This is a genomic window from Dyella sp. 05T440, assembly GCF_056395965.1.
Window position 1 is genome coordinate 1 of the sequence record NZ_JBFTKN010000003.1, and the last position, 19,428, is coordinate 19,428.

The window sequence follows — 19,428 nt, forward strand, 5'->3', positions numbered from 1 at the left end:
CAAGCTTTGCCATAGCCGCGCCTTCCTGCTGCGCGCCTATCCGCTGCAGACCCACGAGATGCTCTTCGACGCGCACCAACACGCCTTTGCGGTGTTTGGTGGCGTGCCCCACCGCGGCATCTACGACAACATGAAGACGGCCGTGGACAAGGTGCGCCGAGGCAAGGCACGCGACGTCAACGCCCGGTTTGCCGCGATGGTCGGTCATTACCTGTTCGAGGCGGAGTTCTGTAATCCGGCCTCCGGCTGGGAGAAGGGCCAGATCGAGAAGAACGTGCAGGATGCCCGTCATCGGCTCTGGCCCACGGTGCCGGCGATGCCCACCCTGGAGGCGCTCAACGCCTGGCTGCAGGCACGTTGCGTGGCGCTCTGGCAGGAGTTCACCCATCCCGCATGGCGCGATCGCACGATCGCGTCCGTCTGGCAGGACGAGCAGCCCCTCCTCATGCCCATGCCTACGCCCTTCGATGGCTTCGTCGAGCAGACCAAGCGGGTGACGCCGACATGCCTGGTGCACGTTGAGCGCAACCGCTACAGCGTGCCGGCCAGCTATGCGAACCGGCCCATCAGCGTGCGCCTGTACGCCGACCGCGTGGTGATGGCGGCCGAGGGTCAGGTCATTGCCGAGCACCCTCGTCGGATCAACCGCAGCCACGATGGTGGCCAGACAATTTATGACTGGCGCCATTACCTCAGCGTGCTCCAGCGCAAGCCGGGCGCCCTGCGCAACGGCGCGCCGTTTGCCGATCTGCCCGAGGGTTTTCGGCGCTTGCAGGCGTTGCTGCTCCCGCGCCCCGGCGGCGACCGGGAGATGGTCGAGATCCTCGCGCTGGTGTTGCAGTACGACGAGCAGGCGGTGCTGACCGCAGTGGAGTTGGCGTTGGAGGCCAACGCACCGTCCAAGCCCCATGTGCTCAATCTATTGGCGCGGCTGGTGAGCGAGATCCCACCGGCGCCGGTGGATGCACCGCCGTCTTTGACGTTGCAGATCGAACCGGAGGCCAACGTCGCGCGCTATGACGGTCTGCGGAGGACACGCCATGTCGCATGACGCCGTGATCACCACACTCAAATCGCTGCGGCTGCATGGCATGGCGCAGGCCCTTGATGAGTTGGCCCAACAGGGCGCGCCGCTGTATCGCGAGGCCATGCCGCTGATGACCACGCTGCTCAAGGCCGAGGTGGCCGAGCGCGAAGTGCGCTCCGTGAACTATCAACTGAAGGCAGCCCGGTTCCCAATCTACCGAGACCTGAGCAACTTTGACTTTACCCAGAGTGCCGCCGATGAAGCGCTCGTACGGCAATTGCACCGCGGCGATTTCATGGACCCTATGCAGAACCTCGTCTTCGTCGGCGGGCCCGGCACCGGCAAGACTCATCTGGCCACGGCCATCGGTGTGCAAGCGATCACGCATGGACGCCGACGCGTGCGCTTCTTCTCGACCATCGAACTGGTCAATACGCTGGAGCAGGAGAAGGCGGCCGGCAAGCAGGGACAGCTGGCCTCGCGACTCATGGACGCCGACCTGGTGATCCTCGATGAGCTGGGCTACTTGCCGTTCTCACAAGCCGGTGGCGCCTTGCTGTTCCATCTCATCGGCAAGCTCTACGAGCACACCAGCCTGGCCATCACCACCAACCTCAGCTTCGCCGAGTGGGCCAGCGTCTTTGGCGATGCCAAGATGACCACCGCGTTGCTCGACCGCCTTACGCATCGCTGCCACATCCTGGAAACCGGCAACGACAGTTACCGCTTCAGGAACCACGTTACGGACACCGGAAAGGAGCGCTAAACCTCACCTTCATCTATCACCTGAGCTAACCTGACGCACAAACGGGTGGCTCACTTTTCGATGAAAAGCCCGGCTCAGTTTTCGGCGGAAATCAACACAAGCGGCCACCGCAGTGCTATGAGGCTTCCCCAAGAAGCGCTTGACGTCTTGGAAGAGCTCCAGAAGCAGATACCCGAGGGTCAAGATGAGCCCTGGACATGGCTCGAATTTTCTTTGGAATCAGACGGCAAATACCAATTTAAGTACAGGTACGGTATGCCTCCCTTGATTGCCGAACAACTCAAATATTTGTAGTGCAAGCGCGAGCGTCACACCGTTGGGGCTGTTGGCGGAAACGATGCTGCCGTCGGTGGGCGGAGTAGGAACCAAGTGAGCATGCCTTCACCGTACGCCGTTAAAGTCTCAGCGCCTGCGCTGCCTTGCGTCTCATTGAGTGCAGCGGCAACATCGGCTAGTCGCCAGCATGGGTAGCTCACGCATGTCGTTGCCAAGCCCAGGAGAGTTTCGGGTCGGACGCTTTACCATTCTCATTGAAGCAGCGCAGCTCGAGGTCGCCGGTGCGCGCCGATGGATAGGCACCTGGCATATCTATCAAAGGCCACGGGCGGAGGGCGACTTGCCATTGCGATACGGCGATACCGATATCACCGAATCGCCCGACCTAGCCGTGGGCATGGCCAGGGTCATTGCGAAGCTGGTCGCGCGGTCGCTGTAGTCTGCGCGGCGGCCGCACAGGCGCGCCATCGAGTCGTTTATTAGAGTGGGGCCTTTACCCGTGGCGGATCACCCGATTTCCGAAAGTGCTAAACGCGCGCTACGACTGATCTGCCGACAAGGCGGCGTCGTTGGGAGCCTAATCATTCCGACCGGGAATCTGGCTGCCTTGACCACCGCAGGCTATCTGGCCGAAACGCTCGGCGGTTGGAAAGCAACCAAAGCCGCCTATGCGTTCGACAAAAGCTATCGCTAATATCTCGCCACCTCTGTGACGCCGCTGAGGTTAGAATCGCGACATGTGGATCTGCATCCGCTGCCATACAGAATTCCGCGAGTTCACGGGCGGCGCCGAAGCGAACATCGATAGCTTCGGCTTGCACTTCATGTGCCCCGTGTGTGGACGCCGGAACCGCCTTCGCAGCATCGGCGAGGACGATGAGGGCTTCCTCCGCTTAGAGCAGATTGACGAGCCCGAGTGAGTAGGCGAGGTTCTTACTAAGCTCCGTTCGCAGCATCTCCGTCTGTTTTCCCGCCACCCGTTGCTCGTAGCCTTCTATGTCGATCAGAGTCCGCCCGTCAGGCGCCTTGATTCGGAAATGTCTGATTCCGATGCAAAGCGGACCTCGATGATTGCCGGGGGAGGGCAGCGCCGAGCTCGCACGGCCGCCAAACGGCGTCGATTAGCCCGTATTATCGCGGGTAGGACAGGCTTGGACCTCGTTTCTCAGAAGACGCGGTTGATTGTCTGCTGAGGCAGAGGCACGCCACTGTCAATGCCAAAGATGACCAACATCGTCTTCAAGTGTCGTCGTTGGCAGTGATCAAAGGATGAACCCACCTGCGACGATGGTCGATGAGCACAGTGCCGGGCGGGGCGAGTTTATCCAAGATCAAGTCCAACGAGCGATGATAGTGCCCGCTTCCATGACGCGATTTGGGAAGTGAAGGATGACCGAAGATCCCCTCCCACCAAATGGCAGCAAATTCGGGAAGCGAACGATTCCCGTCCGCGAAGGAGTGCCAAGCTTCGAGCTTGAGCCGATTCAGCGATCCCAACAGACTGCGATCACTGGAGTTGGCATATGTCGGCGGCGCTTCCCAAGCCGCCAATTCGGCTGTGCATTGAGGCCACTCCGGGTTGAAATCGTAGTGCAGCAAGAGCTTGAAGAGCTGCTGCCCGGCATGAATGTGGAGATGCTTCAGTAATTCAGCGTGTCCGGGGAGTACAAGCCCAGCACCGGTACTGGCATTCAATAGCGCCACGAATGGCTTTCGCTCGAAGAAGTCGAGGTCGGCGTACCACTCACCCAGCGGATTGCTCGGCATAGGAGGCTTTGGCAGCTTGGCCGGCTGATGAAGGCGCTTTAAGAATTTGGCGGTGYAACGTAACGTGATCATGGGGCGATTCTAACGGTGATTGCTCGCTCGGTTTCTCAGTAGCTTTGAATGCGATTAGCCCGTGTTATCGGGGGTAGAGACCGAGCAGCATTTAGTATGTATGCCCACGATCTGAAGTCCTTCAAGTTAATCCCGAGTTCGATCATCCCCCTTCGGATCTTGCGTCTGCGTGCCGTATCATGAAGCTAATGAAGCGTCGAGTTATGGCGTATCGATGACGGAGGGCCAGTGGCAGGCAACACATCTTTTATTGAGTCCCAGCCAGCTCAAGCGTGGCTTGCTCAGTTTAACGTCGCCGATCAGCCGATCGTGGTCGATCTACTGCGATCGATGCTGCTTGTCTCTCGAGATGAATTCACCGAGCGATTGAGAGCTTTGCTCATTGAACGTCTCGACAACGGAGATGGCCCTGTCGGTCTGTACGTCGAGCGAGAGCTGCCCAAAGACGAAAATGACGCCGTGCGTCCGCTGTTCAGTGAGCATGAAATACATCCTCGCAGGGCCGCTGGGAATGGTCCGGAGCCACTGCAATCGCTCGATCCGTCGACGCACGACGTTGGAAGTGAAGGCCTAGTAGCCCAGCTCATCTCTGAGGTGTGTCGCCAGCGGCCAGGTCAGGCATTCAATCACCCTGGCCCGGACCAAATTAGAGCGCATCGAATCCGCCGCTTCATGCTGGTAACGGACCTCGTCGGGAGCGGCCAGCGTATAGCGGACTATCTTGAAGCTGCCTGGCAAGTGGCTTCCGTTAAAAGTTGGTGGTCGCGGCGGCAAAGGCACGGCATGCACTTTGAAGTCGTTGCGTATGCGTCAACCACCGTTGGGCGGCGACGCGTCTTACAGCATGCATCTTCACCGGCCATTTTCACGGTTGCTTTGTGCCCAACTGTTTCCGACCTTTTTTCACGTGAGAAGGCAAAAATGGTCGTGGATGTTTGCATGCGGTACGACCCGCGTAAGGCAGATCCGGTGAAGTCAATGGGCTTTGGAGGCAAGGGCGTACTGATGGCCTTTGCTCACGGCATTCCTAACAACGCCCCTCGGATACTTCATGTCAGCAGCAAGAGGTGGCTCCCCCTGTTCCCCAAGCGGGTCACCTCCCGCACACGCCACGTATTTTCTTCTTCAGTCACGCACGGTGAAGATATTCGCGATCGACTCGCGAGCATGAGGCAACAGCGGTTGGCTCAGGTCGCAGTCGACTTGGATTTAGAGGTTGGCGCTGCGCCGTTGCTTCTGGTGCTTGCTGCATCAACGAATTGGCCCGGGCGAGTTGATGCGATTGCTGCGAAAACCGGCCTAACCTACGAAGAAGTACGAAGGGCGATCGACCGGTGTTTCGCAAACGACTGGATATCTTTGAACGGCCGCCTCACGGATGCGGGGAAGACGGAGCTGGCGTCCATCCGGAGGTCCCGTGAACATAATGAGGCTGAGGTTTCCACCGAACCAGTAGGGGAGTACTATCCGACTGCGCTGAGGGCGCCAGTGGGGAATTCTAGTTAGCCGGGCTTAGCCCGGTGCCGACTTACAGTTCACCGTAAGTAAGCGGGGTGCAGAGTCTGCTTCCCTTCGTATTAGCTCTCGCTTGATGCTAAGGCAGGTCACACGATTGCCGCTGCGCGGCACGTGCGGATGTCTTACTGCATCGTGCGACCTGTCTCACCCTACGGGTGTCAAAGTAGATGACCCACTGGAGCCCTCAGCGTTACAGATCATTGGGGCAGAGGCGAGGCATAGACCCCTCGGTTCTGCAAAACGCTGTGCGCACTGGCAACATTACTTGCACGGCAAATCCCCATGTTCCGACGCTTTTTACTCTCAAACATCTCGCGTACAGATCGGGGGTTGACTATTCGATCTTGCGAGCAATTGTAGAGCGCCGAGATCCGGAGCCATATCGAACTTTCAAGGTACGCAAGCGCTCGTCCTCGCCACAGCATGCACGATATCGTGTCATTGCCGTACCAAGTCCGGCGCTGATGCGCGTCCAGAAATGGATAGCGCAGCGAATCCTTGCGGTCGCGCCGGCGCATAGCGCTAGCACCGCCTACGGAAAAAACTGCAACATTGCCGATGCCGTCTTGCCTCACTGCTCATCAAAGTGGCTCATCAAGCTTGATGTGAGGAGTTTTTTTGAGTCGATAAGCGAGTCCGCGGCGTACGGCGTCTTCCGAAAACTCGGCTATCAACCATTGATATCGTTCGAGCTTGCTCGCATCTGTACGCGCGTGTATTCGAAGACTCGCCTTCGGTCGTATAAGTATTGGGATGTGGAGTCGGCGCGTTGGTCTGCGATTCCGAGCTACCAGTATTTTCGAAAAGGATCATTGCCACAGGGGGCGCCAACAAGCCCCATGTTGGCGAATCTTGCTGTTCAACAATTTGATGCCAATGTAACTGCCATCGCCGAAAAGTACGGACTCATATACACCCGCTACGCCGACGATCTCGCGTTCTCGACTTCTGGCGAGTTTAGTCGCCGGCAGTGTCACTCCATCATTCAAAAAGTGTATCGCGAGATGCGGGCGTTTGGGCTGTCGCCTAATGCCACGAAGACAGCAATCTCGCCCCCTGGGGCGCGCAAGTTGCTTCTTGGACTTCTCGTTGATACCGACAGACCGAAGCTAACTCGTCAGTTTAGGGCAAAGCTTCGACAGCACGTATTCTTTTTACAAAGCCCCAAAGTCGGTCCCGTCAAGCAAGCAAGGCATTTGGGATTTCAATCATTGATCGGCTTCCGCCACCACATACATGGTCTCGTGAACTACGCTTACGAGATCGAGCCAGCATTTGGGGAGCGTTGCAAAGTGGCGCTAAAGTCAGTGGAGTGGCCCCTTTGAGTGTTGGTGCGTCAAAAACTTGGCCGCCGGCCCGTAAGATGGTGACCCTGCGATCTTTCTACTTGCGCGCAATCTAATCCGATCGGTAGAAAAGATATAGCAATCAGCTTTCTCAAGAGCGCCATAAGCCTGCCCGCGCAAAGTTTGGCCTGCCTACGATCTGGAGCACTAGCGGGGTCACGTGTGGCGCATTTTGCGCGGGAGCAACCACGAACTCTTGGGCGCATTGATCGTTAGATGATGCTCTGGACTCGCCAGCCAGCATCGATAAGCTTGCCTAGATCGCCGTCATTGAGCCGCTCGCTGTTGATGGCAAGGCAAAGAAAGCGAGTGGGACGCGAAAAGCCCACGTAGTTGTAGCGAAGTTGCGCCGGGAGGGTCCCCGGTTGCTTACCCTTGGACGTTTTACGTCCAGTCAGGCACGCGAGCGCCTCAACAACGTCGAACCGTTTGGAGTAACGACCAAACGACTCGAGGTAGAGCGTTGCCAGGTGCGTTTCCCCTTTTGTATTGCTGACCGTGTCGACCGTAATGTTCACGGTCCGGTCGTCCACCGAAACCATACAGGTGCGCAGCAATGCCTTTTCGGCGAGAGCATCATCGCCGCCTGCAGGATCGGCAAAGACGTCGAAGCCTGCGAATTGCTTGTTTGTTGTGCCAGGAAGAAGGGGCGTCAGAGCCGCATGCAAGGCGTTAATGGTTGTTATGCGGGCTTTGTCGGTCGACCCGGCGCCCGGGTCCATGGCAATGTCCCGGATTGCGCGCCTCAGGGGGTTGAGGTCGACGTCCGCGTCGCGAAGCGCGCGGAAGAGCCGCCAAGGTTCGCGGACATCGGCAGCGATAGATGCTTTCGCTTCGCGCAAGGCCAGGAGGATGATGCGCCGCACGCGCTCGACCCGGTCGCCAAGCTCGACCGGCGCGCGCCCCATGCCAACATCCTCAGCGAGCAGTAGCCACGCGTTCGCGCGCTTCGGTGCCGCGGTTTTCGGGTCGATGGCCAGCGGCCGCCAGAAGTCACCAACGTGGCGACCGGGAACTTGTTTCGCGTTCCCACTCTTTCTGGCGCAAATTGCCCGGACATGACCGCCGGCCGCAATGGTCGCATCATCGAATGCATCGAGGACGAGCGCCCCGAACTGGGGAATGACGCGCCCGATCGAGTCCGGTTTGTAAACCAAAATGGTCGGGGGCGCAGCGACATCGGGGCCTTTACCGACGACGGCGTCACCGACCTGCCGTACTTGTGACACGATGCCAGCGATGACCGGTCCGAAGCGCCGGCTTGTGCTTATGGGTAGCACCGGTTCTTCCGGGAAGGTGGCGCCGTCTTCGCTCTCGTCGCCATCATCGTCAATGAAGATGCGCTGGTTGATGTCGCCGAATCGCTGGACGATGGCTCCCTTGCCAAAGGCTTTGGTGAGGAGTGCTGTTTGACTCGGCGACGTGTCCTGCATCTCGTCAATCATCACGAGCGGAAAGCGCTTCGCGAGAAGGACGGGAAGGCGGGGCGCATTCTCGATCGCGCGCTCGGCGTACGCGAACATGTCGATGTGTCGGAAGATACCCTTTTTTGCGAGGTCGTCCTTAACCTTGCGCAGGAACTTTCCCGACTCGCTCTTCTCTGACGGAAAGCCCTTGCCGGAGACTATGTCGAGTTTGGCGCCCGCATATCGCATCTTCTCGATGAGTTCGTCGCCGTTAAACTGCTGCTTCGCCCAAGCTTTAACTGTCCAGTTTGACCGCGCGGCAGAGAGAGCCCTGCGACCGAAGAGTTCGTCGTCAATGACGTCAACTTTGCCGCCCTCGCTTCGCAACCAGGGTAAAGCGAGGTATTGGTTGATGAAGGCGTGGATGGTGCCGATGAAGTGGGGGTAGGCGAGGAGCCGCGTGCCTTCAGGCGTGCCCGCCAAGCGGTGGCGGATTTCATTGGCGGCGGTGTTGGTGTGGCTGATGACGCAGATCCCGTGGCGGTCAGATACCCACTCGCGGCTGAGCAAGTAGAGCTTCGCCGCGAGAATCGTGGTCTTACCGCTGCCTGGTGCGGCCTGGACGTCGATCTTTCCACCTGCAAGCAGGACCGCCCGGCATTCGAGCGCGGTGAAATCGAGGGCCGGGAAGGCAACGGTGAGGGCGGCGAGGTCCTCCTCCGCAATGTGCGGAATGGTCATGCGGTGGCCTTCTTGTCACCGGGCATCAGGTGGTGGATGGCACGCTGGAGGTAGGGCGGGAGGAGCTTGATCAGTTGCTCGCCTTGACCGTAGTCACCACTCTCGAGAAGGGCTGCCGCGTACTGGGCGGTCACAGCCTTGGAGGCCAGTTTTTTGTACAGAGGTTTGTATATTTCGCACACAAGCGCTTCCTGCGTGAGTCCCTGTGCGAGAAGCTTTTTCCATGCTGTGGTGCGGGCACCCTTTACCTTCGCAACATCGCCCTCAGGCAGGAATCCTTCGTGCTTCTTTGCTGCCACAGCAAGGCCAATGGCCATGTGCATCAATTCACCGCAGCCCGAGTAGGCGAGGTCATACTCCAACGTCCAGTGTTCGGACACGCAGACAATGGTGCTGCCACCCTCGGCACGCCTCACCTTCGTCTCGCGCCGTTGGGCGAGCTCATCATTGGTGTAGTCGGAAAAAAATCGCTTCTTGGGCTTCGTTTTCTTAGTGCCAACTGATTCCCCGCCAGTGCTATCTTCGCCCTCAACTTCGGCGGCACCATCGGCGTATTCTTCTCGCTCCCGCGCATCATCCTCGTCGACACCAGCCCCCGCTTTCACGGTGCCGCTCTTGGAGACGTATTTAGCGCCGTCCGGCACGACATCGAAGTCGGTAATGCAAGCAACCGGAACAGGCAGCGCGATGTCATCCTTTCGCTGGAGGATCCGGGCGTAGTGGTACAGGCCCACGTCGCCAACGTTGACCACCGACACACCGTGCTTGGCAAGGTCGAACCCGCAAGCCTTTGCGAGAGCCGGGAGTAGCAGCGCCTCACCCGGGCCTTCGACGATGGCCACGCCACGCGCAAAGAAGAGGTTGGCACGGGTCGATTCTAGAAAACGGCGGAGATAGGCGTAGTCAGACAATTCGAGCTTCGTGGTCTCCGCATCGAGTCGGAAGGTCCGGCCACCGACGACGAGGGTCATGGCCTCGACGCGAGCTCCGGCCACCAGGGATGGGCTATGGGTGGTCATGACCACCTGCATCGGGCTCTTGATGTCTGCGGAGGTCTCAGCAAGGAGCCCCATCACGCGATCCTGGAGTTGAGGATGGAGGTGCGCCTCGGGCTCCTCGATGAGCAGCAGGGCAAGCTCGTCACCTTCCTTTAGCAGAACGAGCTCGGTGGCCATGAAGAGCACGTTGTTGTAGCCGAGGCCGCGCGGACTGCGTGCCTCGGTATGGACGTTGCCGGCGGGCTGAAGGGTGAGCTCAAATCGCTCGAGAATGGGATTGAGCGCCAGTTCGGTGGCGAGGCGGATGCGAGCGGCGAGCGTGTCCCCGGCGAATGCGAACTTGGCGAGGTAATCGGCGTTGATGACGTTCTCGACGGCCCTAATGACCGCGTGATTCCCCATGTGGTGTTGCGCATGGGCCATCAGGCCAACCAGGGTTGTCGGCAGCTCACCAACCTTTTCCTTGTCGAAATCATTGTCCCTCTGGCCGTGGGTGTCGGGGTGGGCAGCGAGGATTTGAGACAACCGAGAGGCTCGCCCGGGGCGAAGTTCGTTTTCGGCGTCGCGGAGGGGGCGGAGGTAGGTGGTCCGGACCATCTCGCGGGCGGCCGCGCCCAGTTCCGGCCCGGTGCCGTCGACGCCACAGCGGATTTCGGTCTCGACGCGGGCGCGTCGCTTTGGCGTGCCGGAAATCCATCGCGCGTGGAGGGTCAGGTAGAGCGTGCTTTGACCGTCAGTCTCATAAGTCAGCCACTCGAGGAGCGCCGCCTGCTGATCCTCATCAAGGCCCTTAAGCGTTGCCTCGATCGTCAGCTCGGTTGCGCGCTTGTCACCGGACACGTGAAAGTCCTGCTCCTGCAGGCGCGTGGACTCGAAGCTTGTGGTCCAAAGTACGTGGCGGATGGCATCCACAATCGCCGACTTTCCCGCATCGTTCTCGCCAACCAGGATATTGAGGGTCGGATTGAGTGTCCAATCGAGCTTCGGGCCCGTGGTACCGTCGCCAAAGATGCGGAAATTGGTTGCCTTAATCGTATGCAGGTGCAAGGCTCGTCCCTGTGGTGTGCGATAGGCAGAAGCATAGCGATGCACTTGGTTCCGGATAAAGGGACCGTTCGGATGCCGCATTTTCTCTCGCACCCGGATTTCCACTCACCACCCTGGCTAATTACACGGCGCTCCTTCAGGCCGAAGTGTCCAATCCGGGAAGCGCTCGCTGACGAGCTGCGGCGCTCCGCTTAGTTGTCGTCCAAAAGACGAGCAGCGGGATTGTCAGCCGCGCTGCCTGATTGAAAATACCCCATCACACTGGACACCGCTCGGTGCTCCGTCATCGCCATGATGGCCGGCAGCGGCACACCCTGACGACTCGCCTCGGTGACAAAGCCCGAGCGCAGGCTGTGTCCACCAAAGTCCCCTTCAAGTCCTGCGAGTTTGGCTCGCCGTTGTACGATTTCGCCCACGGCTGCCGGCGAGAGAGCAGGGCCCACGCGCTGTTTCCACAGCCGTCGAAAAATCGCACCATCCGTAATCCCGGCTGCAGCCAGCCAGGCCTCCAGCGCTTGCGCGGCCCGATCCAGTACGGGTTTATCGGGTGTCGAGGTGGCGGTCACGCCCGCTTGCTGCGTCTTGCTGTGCTCCAGGCGATAGATATAGCCCTGCGGCCCGATCCGACGCAGATCGCGTAAGTCGGCGGCCGCCACTTCGCTGCGCCGGCGTCCGCCGCTGGCAAAACCAAAGCAGAGCAGGGCGCGGTCGCGCAGGCCTTCCAGGCTGTCGTCGCAGGTGGCCAGCATGGCCTCGAGCTCCGTCAGGGTGATCGCGGTTTTCTTGCGGGGGCGCACGCCACGTTTGACCGCGGCCCGGGCGGCCCGGCTAAGCACCGTGCGGATGGCCGGCTGTTCGCACGGATTGGTCACGTGTTTGAGCCGGTGCGCGGTCGACAGCACCGCGACCCGGTGGCGCACGGTCGCCAACGTCCACGGGCCGGGCTTGGCCTTGAGGCCGGCGGCCACCAGCGCCTGGTCGACGACTGGCGGCAGCTCCCAAGCGAGTTCGCCGTCGGCCGAACGGCGCACCACATGGTCCACCACAAACTGCAGCACGGTGGCTTCGGGCACCGGTAGTGTCAGCTCGACGCCGTAGCGCGCCGCATGCCAGCCGGCCCAGTAGCGCAGGGCGCTGGCGTAGCTGCGGGTCGTGTTCGCCGCCGCCGCTTCGGCGAGCAATTCGCGCACGGCGTCGGCGGCTTGCTGGGCCAATTGGATGGGCAGCATCAGGCTAGCAGCCGGTTCGGCGAGGGTCGGAATCGTGGAAATATCTTTCATACTATGTAATGTATACTACGAAATTGGGCGTCTACCCACGATAATCATCACTTATCGCGAGTACGAAACCAAGCGGGTAGGGCGGCGATCGAGGAGACCATTCCATGCGCACAGGCATCACCCAGGACCAGGTCAATCGGGCCGCGGACGCCATCCTTGGCGCTGGCGAGAATCCGACCGTGGAGAAAGTGCGTGCGGCGCTCGGCACCGGTTCGCCCAACACCATCACGCGCATGCTCGATAGCTGGCGTGGCCAGCTTGGAGAACGGCTGCGGCAGCTGAGCGCCCTGCCGGAGGTGCCTGACTCGGTGGGGCAGGTGATGATTGAGCTCTGGCGCCTCGCTACCGACCATGCCGAGCGCATTCAGGAAAGCCTTTTCGCACACGAACGCTCCGACCTAGCTGCTGCCCGTGCCCAGCTCGCTCAGGAACTTGGAACGTGGGAAGCCCGCCTCCGAGCCGCCGAAGCCAGCGTCGCTCAAGCTCAGGCGGCTCGGGATCTCGCCGAGCACGTCTGTGCCACCCTGGATGGCCAATTGCAGGATAGTCACGCTCTTCGCGCTGACCTTTTGCAGCAGCGTGATCGCTTGCAAGACCAGTGTGACCATCAGTCCGGACAGATCCAAACACTTCGAGCCCAGCTGGACGACAACCAAGCCGCGATGCGGACGGAGAATGAACGCCAGGAGGCGCATATTCGCCTCGTTGAAGATCGCTCCCATCATGAGGTTGATCGCGCTCGACAAGACGCAAAGCAATGGCAACAGCGTTATGAGGCAGCCAATCGAACGCATCGAGATTTCGCCGCGGGAATGCAAGGCCGACACGATGCGGCCATAGATCAGTTGCGAAGTCTCGAACAGGAAGCGGCACGCCAAACAGGTCAAATCGCAGCCTTAGAAAAGGCTCTCTCCGAGGCTTACGTAGCCGCCAAGGCGAAGACGAAGTTCATGCCGACCCCACCCAAGCCAATCGCCACGCGCAGCCAGCGACGAAAAGCACCGAAACGCCCGAAACCCTCCAAATAGTCCCGTCGGCTGCCGCGGAAGTTGGCTGGCGGCAGCGGATCTACATGGGCGCCTCGCGACGATCTCGCACGCACTTCCCCAGTTGACTAAAGCATGCGGACGCATCTGTCGGAACAGCGCTTGAAGCGTGCGCGCGACTTACGGCACCGTCGCCGTCAACACCAACCTCCCCAGATGACTGAAGAAATTTGCGCTGTGCCGCCATATGATCGCGTAACGGGCAGTCGGAGCACGATTCACATGCGCACGCTGGGCCACCAAGTGAATCCGCCGCCTGAGTCACTTTAATCACCTTCGATAGAGAAATTTCTTCAAGCGGAGGATCCATGTCGGACATTGAGCACGTACTTTCCGACGCCGAGGCCGTCTTCGGCGATCGCGCCACCGCCGGAGCCTGGCTGGATCAGCCGCTGTCGACATTCCCTGGCAGAACACCCCGCCAACTCATCGACGAGGGGCGCACCGAAGACATCGAGAGCTACCTGGCGTCGATCGAATCGGGCTTCGTGGACTGATGAAGCCGACCCGCAGGCGCCATGAGAATTGCGCCATTTTTCGACGGAACGCCAACCCCTCATATCGTTGGTGGTTGTCGCCAGTCGAACGCCCACACCTCCCTAGATGACTAAAGAAGCACGCGCGTTGCGAGGGTGACTTCTAGTCAACTGGGGAGGCTAGAACAACGCCCAAGTGGTCGGCGAATCACGGCGCCGCTTCCGTCTATACAGACCTCCCTAGATGACCGAAGAAATTTGCGCCGTGCTGCCATATCATCGTGACAAGCGCCACTGGCAGCCCGAGCGCAATGCATATGCAGACGTTGAGTCATCAAACCAATCAGCATCGCGATACACCATCCCTATGGATCTTGTTCGTTGAAGTTATGGGAATGTGGAACGCTGCAGGCGTACACGGCGGACTGGGATCGAACGAGGTCTTCGTCTCACCCGATCCGACGTTGATGGATGGCCTGCAACTGGAGGAAGCGCTGGCGCCATACCTGGATCACCTGGAGATTGTGATCTCCGACTGGCGCGCCCTCCATGCACCGATCGAGGCCTTTCGACAGCAGTTTCCTCCTGCGCTGGCCAATCGCGTGGTCGACACAATGTTCTTGCCCGAACTCACGAACTCGTCATGGAGTGAATACCACTCCGCGCTGGTAACGCGCCACGCCTGTTTACGTTTGTGGCTCGAGCGACAACGGCCTCGTGCCGGCGATCGATGGATGGCCATCGAGCAGGATGGGCTGCTCGACGTGTGGCCGGCGACGGAAAGAGGACATGTGATCGTGGGGGCGCTTGCACAGCCCAAGGTGGTGCATCAGGTGATTGAGCGCGTAAAGGCGCGTTCCGATGCGCCCGGTACAGCGAATTATTCGTTATAGGCATCAAACCGCCCCTCTGACAAATCGGCTCCTTCAGCTGTCCGCTGCGAGATTCAAGACACAGTGTCGCCGAGGCTGCAAAAGCATCATTGCGCGCCTGTACCACCCGCTATCGGGTGGTCGGCAGGTCATCGCCGTGTCGCGGCACGAGGCCGAAGAATTGCCGTCGCTATCCAGCCTCGCGGTTATCTCCATCACGGCCCCGATCGGCCACCCGCGAATCTGCCATCCATACCGCAGGTGCTGCGCTTGAATTTCGCCGACGTTGATTTCGAACGGCGCGACCTTTCCGATCGCGCTCGACAAATCACTATGGCTACCAGGCATAGGCCAAGGACGAGGCTTCCACCAATCGCTCCGTTCTCCGGCGACTTCTTGAACATGGCGCGACCTGATAAAGCTCCGGAGCTCAACTTTTTTTTCAGTGCAACGCCACTGGCGTTTGCGCATGAATGATCCAACGGGACAAGCCAGTGCTTCTCTACCTCGATTTTGACGGCGTGTTGCATCATGACGACGTGTGGCTCGACCGGCACAATCGCCCCTACTTGCGCGGGCCAGGCGTCTTGTTCGAGCACGCGGATCGACTCACGCAGATACTGGCACCGTATCCTGAGATCAAGATCGTGCTGTCGACCAGTTGGGTGAGGGTCAAGCGCTTCAGTTATTCGGTGGGTCGGCTGCCCGTCGAACTGCGCCAACGGGTGGTCGGAGCGACCTGGCACAGCCGCTTCAAGCTAGATGACGAGCTCGTGGATTGGTGGATCCACACCTCCACGCGTTACGAGCAGATCGCTCGTGACGTGCGTCGACGGCGCCCGCCGTACTGGCTGGCCCTCGATGACGACACGGAAGGATGGCCTGACAGCGCGAGCGCGCACCTGGTGAGCTGCGACTCCACTCTGGGACTCGGTGAATCCAGCGTCTGCCGACAACTCGAAAGTCGGCTCGCCGAATTAGATACCAGCCACGTCACCGACGAGGGCCGTACAACGCGGGCCACGAGAGCAGGGCATCAGATGCCATGAATGCCATTCTGGCACCCGCGCCGGAGGGCCTCACGCACTTCCAACGATGTTTTAGGCTCGCATGATTCTCTGCAACGAGGTTGGATGAACGCCGGAATGCACCAACATTCACTGGAAACAGCGTGGCAGAACGCCGGCAACGACGCCCAAGCCAGAGCCGACTTTCTCCGGCAGTTGAGCGGCAGTACGGTCGTCGTGATTCTGCGTCAACCACCGGGTCCTGGTGCCGCTGCCCCGGAGCGAAATCTGATGGAGTGGATGCAAAAGGGTGACGAAGCGAAAATCGTGCCGGTCTTCACCAATGTCGCGCACCTAACGATCCCGCTCCCATCGCCAGCCCGAGCGGTTAGCGTACCAATGCGCCTCCTGCTTGCCATTGGGGGTGATGACCGGCGGTACCTAGTAAATCCACTTTCTGCAAGGCCTGTCGAATTAGGCCCACTGGCTCTCGCGCAAATGCGATCTTTCTTCGAAGCACAGAGTCAGGAGGTGGGCGCTCCATCCCGCGACGCTCCCTGGGCATTTGAATTTCCCGACGAAGCCCTTTATCCAGTTGCCGTTGCCTTGGCGATCCGACTCCAATCCATTGAGAGCGTCTATAGCGCGTATATTTATGAGCTTCGGCGAGGTGAAGCGCCACCGATAGTTGTATTAGGTCTGGATGCGTCCTGGGATCCGGAGCTGACCGAGACATTGACCGACGTTGCCGTGGATGCCGGAGTCAATCCGAGCAGACTTGTAGTCCGGTTTTTGCCCGACGAGCCGTCACATCGCGCCGGGCTCACCGCCCTTGGGTTACCGCCGTTCTATCAGCGGCCGTAGCTCGAGAACGAGAGTTGACATCATTGGAACTTGTCGCTGCGTCGCCACAATATCTGGCGGATGTCGCCCCCGCGACGTGCGTCGACGGCGCCCACCTCCCTGGTTCACGCTCGATGACGACGCCTAGGGTCGTCAAGCCACTGACGAGAGCCGAACTACGCAGGCCACGAGAGCAGGGGATCAAACGCCATGAATGCCAAAACCGAAGCCAGGCTGACCGCCATGAAGGCGCACGCGCGACATGCTGTGCGGATAGGGGCGTACTGGTACAGCGCCTCGGAGCTCATGGCGCAAGCGAAGATCCAAGAGCTTTCGGACGCACCCACGCCAAGCGAATGGACGCGACAGCGACGGCAGTTTGCTCTCGAGCTAGACAGCGAGGCGCAACGCCTGGTTCCTCGCGCTGTGGTTCGAGGCCGTCAATAGCTACCTTGGCGGCTTTCGTCCGCGGACGGTTCTGGCGCAGGGTCCCGTTCGCGGGATTTTGGCAGCCCAGGTCGAAGCGGCGGGCGTCGGCCACAGCTAACGTCTCCAATGTGCGCGTCACGATTGCAGAGGCGATACGTCGCTCGTAGACACTGGTCCTTGTTTGTTGGCCGCTGCGGTACGCGTGGCCCAGGTTATTCGGCGCACATGAAATCGTGGCTCATAAGACTTGGTCAGGACGATTCGCTGAACCAACTTTGTTGGCATCTACAGGCCACGGCCGCGAGGCGGCCCAACTTACAAGGCTGCGTTGGCACAGAACTTCGGTACGTTCGGCCCAAGTTATTTGGTGGTAGGCACCGACGAAATTCAGAGCATTGGCGGACGCCGGGTCACAAGTTTTGTTGGGGAACCTAAGCCAGCGCCGTGCCAATGGCCAGAACCGCCATAACATTTCGCATAATGTATATTATGTAAAATTACAAAATGACCGGCGCCAGCCTGGCCCCTTTGCTGTTGGTGTCCTGCAATTCGCCCGAAACCCCATGATCACGCCCGCTTGAATCTGACGCCGCTCTCCGGAATAAATGAGACGAAGCGTGGCGGAGGCCGAGGTGACGGATGGGGGGGGAATTGCTGCCCTAAGGGATACAAAGTTAGCGCCGGCAATCCGTCCGCAAATCTGTACTCGAAAATTTCAAGTTACTGATTATACGTGCTTTATTTGTGCTCAGTGTCTAGCAAAAGTACAGTTGGCTCTCCCCAAGGCCCGCTCCCATCAACCTCCGGCTCCTCAACCTAGTAGTCAATCCGATACACATAGGCGTGCGGGCCTGACGGACGCGTTGGCAGCTCTAGATGGAGACCGTCCGCTTTCTGGTGGAATGCGATCGGCTTGCCCGTGGCCAGTAGCGTTACTTTTCGGACCGTCGTCGATGGCGTGATGGAATGGATCAGCGCCTGGTTGTTCGCAGGCCACTCCATTTCGATGGCGTAGAGGTGGCCGTCGTGGGTGGTGAATCGGAAGTCTTCGGGCGTATAGGGTTTGGTCTTGGTGTCCTGCATGGTGCCGGCGGCGACTTGGGTTGGGCCTTCGCCGAAGCGCTGCCATGGCCTGGAGCCGTAGATGGCGTCGCCGTTGAGTTTCAGCCATTGGCCGACGGCCAGCAGGATGCTCTTTGCCTCGTCGGGAATGCTGCCATCGGCTTTGGGGCCGATGTTCAACAGCAGGTTGCCGTTTTTGCTCACTACGTCGGCGAGCAGTTGCACGATCTCGTCGGGTGACTTGTAGGTGTCGCCTTCGGCGTAGCCCCAGGAGTCCGGGCTTACGGAGGTTTCGGTCTGCCAGGGTTGCGTGAGGATATCGGCGGCCTGCCCTCGCTCGATATTCAAGGTGCCGGTGCCAGGCATCATGTTGTCGAGTTTGTAGTTGAGCACCACACCCTGATCACGCGTTGCGGCCTGGTTGTAGTAGAAGGCGGCGAATTCGGCGAGTGCACCGCGAAAACGCGGCTGGCCCACCCACCAATCGAAATACATCAGATCCGGGTGGTAGTCCTGCACGATTTCGGACGAGCGTGCGAGCCAATCGTCGAGATAGGCGTCCGAAACGAAGGTCCAGTCGACGTCCTTGCCGTCGGCGCCCTTGGCCGATTCGGTGGGATGTGCTGGGCCGTACAGTGCGGCGTACCTGGGATCGTTGACGTCGGAATCGAAGCTGCGGCCGTATTCGTAGAACCAATCGTGTTCCGCACGATGCGAAGACAATCCAAGCTTCATGCCTTGCGCGCGGATCGCCTTGGCGAGTTCGCCGATCACGTCGCGATGCGGCCCCATCTTTACAGCCGTCCAGTCGGACAGTTTGGAGTCGTACATGGCGAAGCCGTCGTGGTGCTCGGCAACGGGAACCACGTAACGCGCACCTGCCGCGCGGAACAATGCGGCCCAGGCCTGCGGATCGAAATGCTCTGCCTTGAAACGTGGAATCAGATCCTTGTAGCCGACCTGGGGCATCGCTCCATAGGTGCTCACTTGATGTTGGTAGTAATTGGCGTACTCGCCGCTGCGTTCGTACATATGGCGCGGATACCACTCGCCCTTGTACGCCGCCACGGAATACACGCCCCAGTGGATGAAGATGCCGAACTTCGCATCCTGATACCACGCTGGCGTGCGATAGGCGGTAAGGCTTTTCCAGTCGGGAGACATCGGGCCTTGCCAGGCCGCCTTGTGCGTTTGCGCAAGTATGGCTTGACGTGCGCCATCGAAAGGACGATTCGCATCTTCCCATTGGCGCTCGATCGTTGCCGCATCCGGCGGTGCGAACCTTTGCGGTGGATTGCCAGCAACAACGGCTGTTGTGCATAAGGCGCAAGCCATGCCCAGCCAAAGGCGGCTATGCGGCAAAGCGAATGAAGACTTGGCGGGCGCGCGGGTTTCGCGGGCCTTCTTCTTCCACAACGACATACGCCCTACTCCTTGATTCACACCGGA

At 59.8% G+C, this 19,428-nt stretch carries 16 protein-coding genes; 11 read left to right on the forward strand and 5 right to left on the reverse strand.

Annotated elements, in window-relative coordinates; all coding sequences use genetic code 11:
- The 4 genes from istA to AC1DE1_RS04440 form a co-directional block, all read left to right on the forward strand.
- Positions 1-1,051: IS21 family transposase (istA, locus tag AC1DE1_RS04425; RefSeq protein ID WP_477178912.1), on the forward strand; the 1,051-nt coding region annotated here is incomplete at its 5' end.
- Positions 1,041-1,793: an IS21-like element helper ATPase IstB gene (gene istB / locus AC1DE1_RS04430; protein WP_477178913.1), complete on the forward strand. Its 753-nt coding sequence runs from the start codon at positions 1,041-1,043 to the stop codon at positions 1,791-1,793. The genes istA and istB, both read left to right, overlap by 11 nt.
- A 117-nt stretch (positions 1,794-1,910) precedes the next feature.
- Entirely contained in the window at positions 1,911-2,087 is a 177-nt protein-coding gene (locus AC1DE1_RS04435) for an immunity protein YezG family protein (RefSeq protein ID WP_477178944.1), read from the forward strand.
- A gap of 719 nt (positions 2,088-2,806) precedes the next feature.
- Positions 2,807-2,989 (forward strand): hypothetical protein, encoded by a 183-nt coding sequence (locus AC1DE1_RS04440; RefSeq protein WP_477178914.1) that lies wholly within the window; start codon positions 2,807-2,809, stop codon positions 2,987-2,989.
- Positions 2,990-3,308: 319 nt separating this feature from the next.
- Here AC1DE1_RS04440 and AC1DE1_RS04445 read toward each other — a convergent pair whose 3' ends face one another.
- The gene (locus AC1DE1_RS04445; protein WP_477178915.1) at positions 3,309-3,908 is read right to left on the reverse strand and encodes a DUF6933 domain-containing protein; all 600 of its coding nucleotides are present in this window, start codon (positions 3,906-3,908) and stop codon (positions 3,309-3,311) included.
- A gap of 228 nt (positions 3,909-4,136) precedes the next feature.
- On the opposite strand from AC1DE1_RS04445, the gene AC1DE1_RS04450 reads away from it, so the two are divergent.
- Both AC1DE1_RS04450 and AC1DE1_RS04455 read left to right on the forward strand, forming a co-directional pair.
- Positions 4,137-5,414 carry a phosphoribosyltransferase-like protein gene (locus AC1DE1_RS04450; RefSeq protein WP_477178916.1) on the forward strand — a complete coding sequence of 426 codons (1,278 nt, stop codon included), beginning with the start codon at positions 4,137-4,139 and terminating at the stop codon, positions 5,412-5,414.
- A 179-nt stretch (positions 5,415-5,593) separates the two neighbouring features.
- Complete coding sequence (locus AC1DE1_RS04455) at positions 5,594-6,751, forward strand: reverse transcriptase family protein (RefSeq protein WP_477178917.1); 1,158 nt, start codon at positions 5,594-5,596, stop codon at positions 6,749-6,751.
- A 233-nt stretch (positions 6,752-6,984) separates the two neighbouring features.
- Here the strand turns inward: AC1DE1_RS04455 and AC1DE1_RS04460 are convergent, their stop codons facing one another.
- From AC1DE1_RS04460 to AC1DE1_RS04470, 3 genes are all read right to left on the reverse strand, one after another.
- The gene (locus tag AC1DE1_RS04460; RefSeq protein ID WP_477178918.1) at positions 6,985-8,919 is read right to left on the reverse strand and encodes a UvrD-helicase domain-containing protein; all 1,935 of its coding nucleotides are present in this window, start codon (positions 8,917-8,919) and stop codon (positions 6,985-6,987) included.
- Positions 8,916-10,964, reverse strand: coding sequence for an ATP-dependent nuclease (locus AC1DE1_RS04465; RefSeq protein ID WP_477178919.1), 2,049 nt, complete (start codon positions 10,962-10,964; stop codon positions 8,916-8,918). The genes AC1DE1_RS04460 and AC1DE1_RS04465 overlap by 4 nt, the downstream gene beginning before the upstream one ends.
- A gap of 191 nt (positions 10,965-11,155) precedes the next feature.
- Positions 11,156-12,244, reverse strand: coding sequence for a site-specific integrase (locus AC1DE1_RS04470; RefSeq protein WP_477178920.1), 1,089 nt, complete (start codon positions 12,242-12,244; stop codon positions 11,156-11,158).
- A gap of 104 nt (positions 12,245-12,348) precedes the next feature.
- Between AC1DE1_RS04470 and AC1DE1_RS04475 the strand changes: the two genes are divergently transcribed.
- The 5 genes from AC1DE1_RS04475 to AC1DE1_RS04495 all read left to right on the forward strand — a co-directional run bounded on the left by AC1DE1_RS04475 (position 12,349) and on the right by AC1DE1_RS04495 (position 16,509).
- The gene (locus AC1DE1_RS04475; RefSeq protein ID WP_477178921.1) at positions 12,349-13,272 is read left to right on the forward strand and encodes a DNA-binding protein; all 924 of its coding nucleotides are present in this window, start codon (positions 12,349-12,351) and stop codon (positions 13,270-13,272) included.
- A gap of 326 nt (positions 13,273-13,598) precedes the next feature.
- Positions 13,599-13,787: an MbcA/ParS/Xre antitoxin family protein gene (locus tag AC1DE1_RS04480; RefSeq protein WP_477178922.1), complete on the forward strand. Its 189-nt coding sequence runs from the start codon at positions 13,599-13,601 to the stop codon at positions 13,785-13,787.
- A gap of 290 nt (positions 13,788-14,077) precedes the next feature.
- Positions 14,078-14,659, forward strand: a complete 582-nt coding sequence (locus AC1DE1_RS04485; RefSeq protein ID WP_477178923.1) for a hypothetical protein — start codon at positions 14,078-14,080, stop codon at positions 14,657-14,659.
- Positions 14,660-15,132: 473 nt separating this feature from the next.
- On the forward strand, positions 15,133-15,687 hold the full coding sequence (locus tag AC1DE1_RS04490) for an HAD domain-containing protein (protein ID WP_477178924.1): 555 nt from the start codon (positions 15,133-15,135) through the stop codon (positions 15,685-15,687).
- A gap of 84 nt (positions 15,688-15,771) precedes the next feature.
- Entirely contained in the window at positions 15,772-16,509 is a 738-nt protein-coding gene (locus tag AC1DE1_RS04495) for an SseB family protein (RefSeq protein WP_477178925.1), read from the forward strand.
- Between the two features lie 1,224 nt (positions 16,510-17,733).
- Here AC1DE1_RS04495 and AC1DE1_RS04500 read toward each other — a convergent pair.
- Complete coding sequence (locus AC1DE1_RS04500) at positions 17,734-19,401, reverse strand: alpha-L-fucosidase (protein ID WP_477175482.1); 1,668 nt, start codon at positions 19,399-19,401, stop codon at positions 17,734-17,736.
- Between the last annotated feature and the right edge of the window lie 27 nt (positions 19,402-19,428).

Bases quoted from the DNA above. Each gene is read 5' to 3' on its own strand.
- AC1DE1_RS04475 (WP_477178921.1), top strand. From the start codon at position 12,349: ATGCGCACAGGCATCACCCAGGACCAGGTCAATCGGGCCGCGGACGCC.
- AC1DE1_RS04480 (WP_477178922.1), top strand. From the start codon at position 13,599: ATGTCGGACATTGAGCACGTACTTTCCGACGCCGAGGCCGTCTTCGGC.
- AC1DE1_RS04470 (WP_477178920.1), bottom strand. From the start codon at position 12,244: ATGAAAGATATTTCCACGATTCCGACCCTCGCCGAACCGGCTGCTAGC.
- AC1DE1_RS04435 (WP_477178944.1), top strand. From the start codon at position 1,911: ATGAGGCTTCCCCAAGAAGCGCTTGACGTCTTGGAAGAGCTCCAGAAG.
- AC1DE1_RS04495 (WP_477178925.1), top strand. From the start codon at position 15,772: ATGAACGCCGGAATGCACCAACATTCACTGGAAACAGCGTGGCAGAAC.
- istB (WP_477178913.1), top strand. From the start codon at position 1,041: ATGTCGCATGACGCCGTGATCACCACACTCAAATCGCTGCGGCTGCAT.
- AC1DE1_RS04460 (WP_477178918.1), bottom strand. From the start codon at position 8,919: ATGACCATTCCGCACATTGCGGAGGAGGACCTCGCCGCCCTCACCGTT.
- AC1DE1_RS04485 (WP_477178923.1), top strand. From the start codon at position 14,078: ATGCATATGCAGACGTTGAGTCATCAAACCAATCAGCATCGCGATACA.
- AC1DE1_RS04455 (WP_477178917.1), top strand. From the start codon at position 5,594: ATGACCCACTGGAGCCCTCAGCGTTACAGATCATTGGGGCAGAGGCGA.
- AC1DE1_RS04500 (WP_477175482.1), bottom strand. From the start codon at position 19,401: ATGTCGTTGTGGAAGAAGAAGGCCCGCGAAACCCGCGCGCCCGCCAAG.
- AC1DE1_RS04440 (WP_477178914.1), top strand. From the start codon at position 2,807: ATGTGGATCTGCATCCGCTGCCATACAGAATTCCGCGAGTTCACGGGC.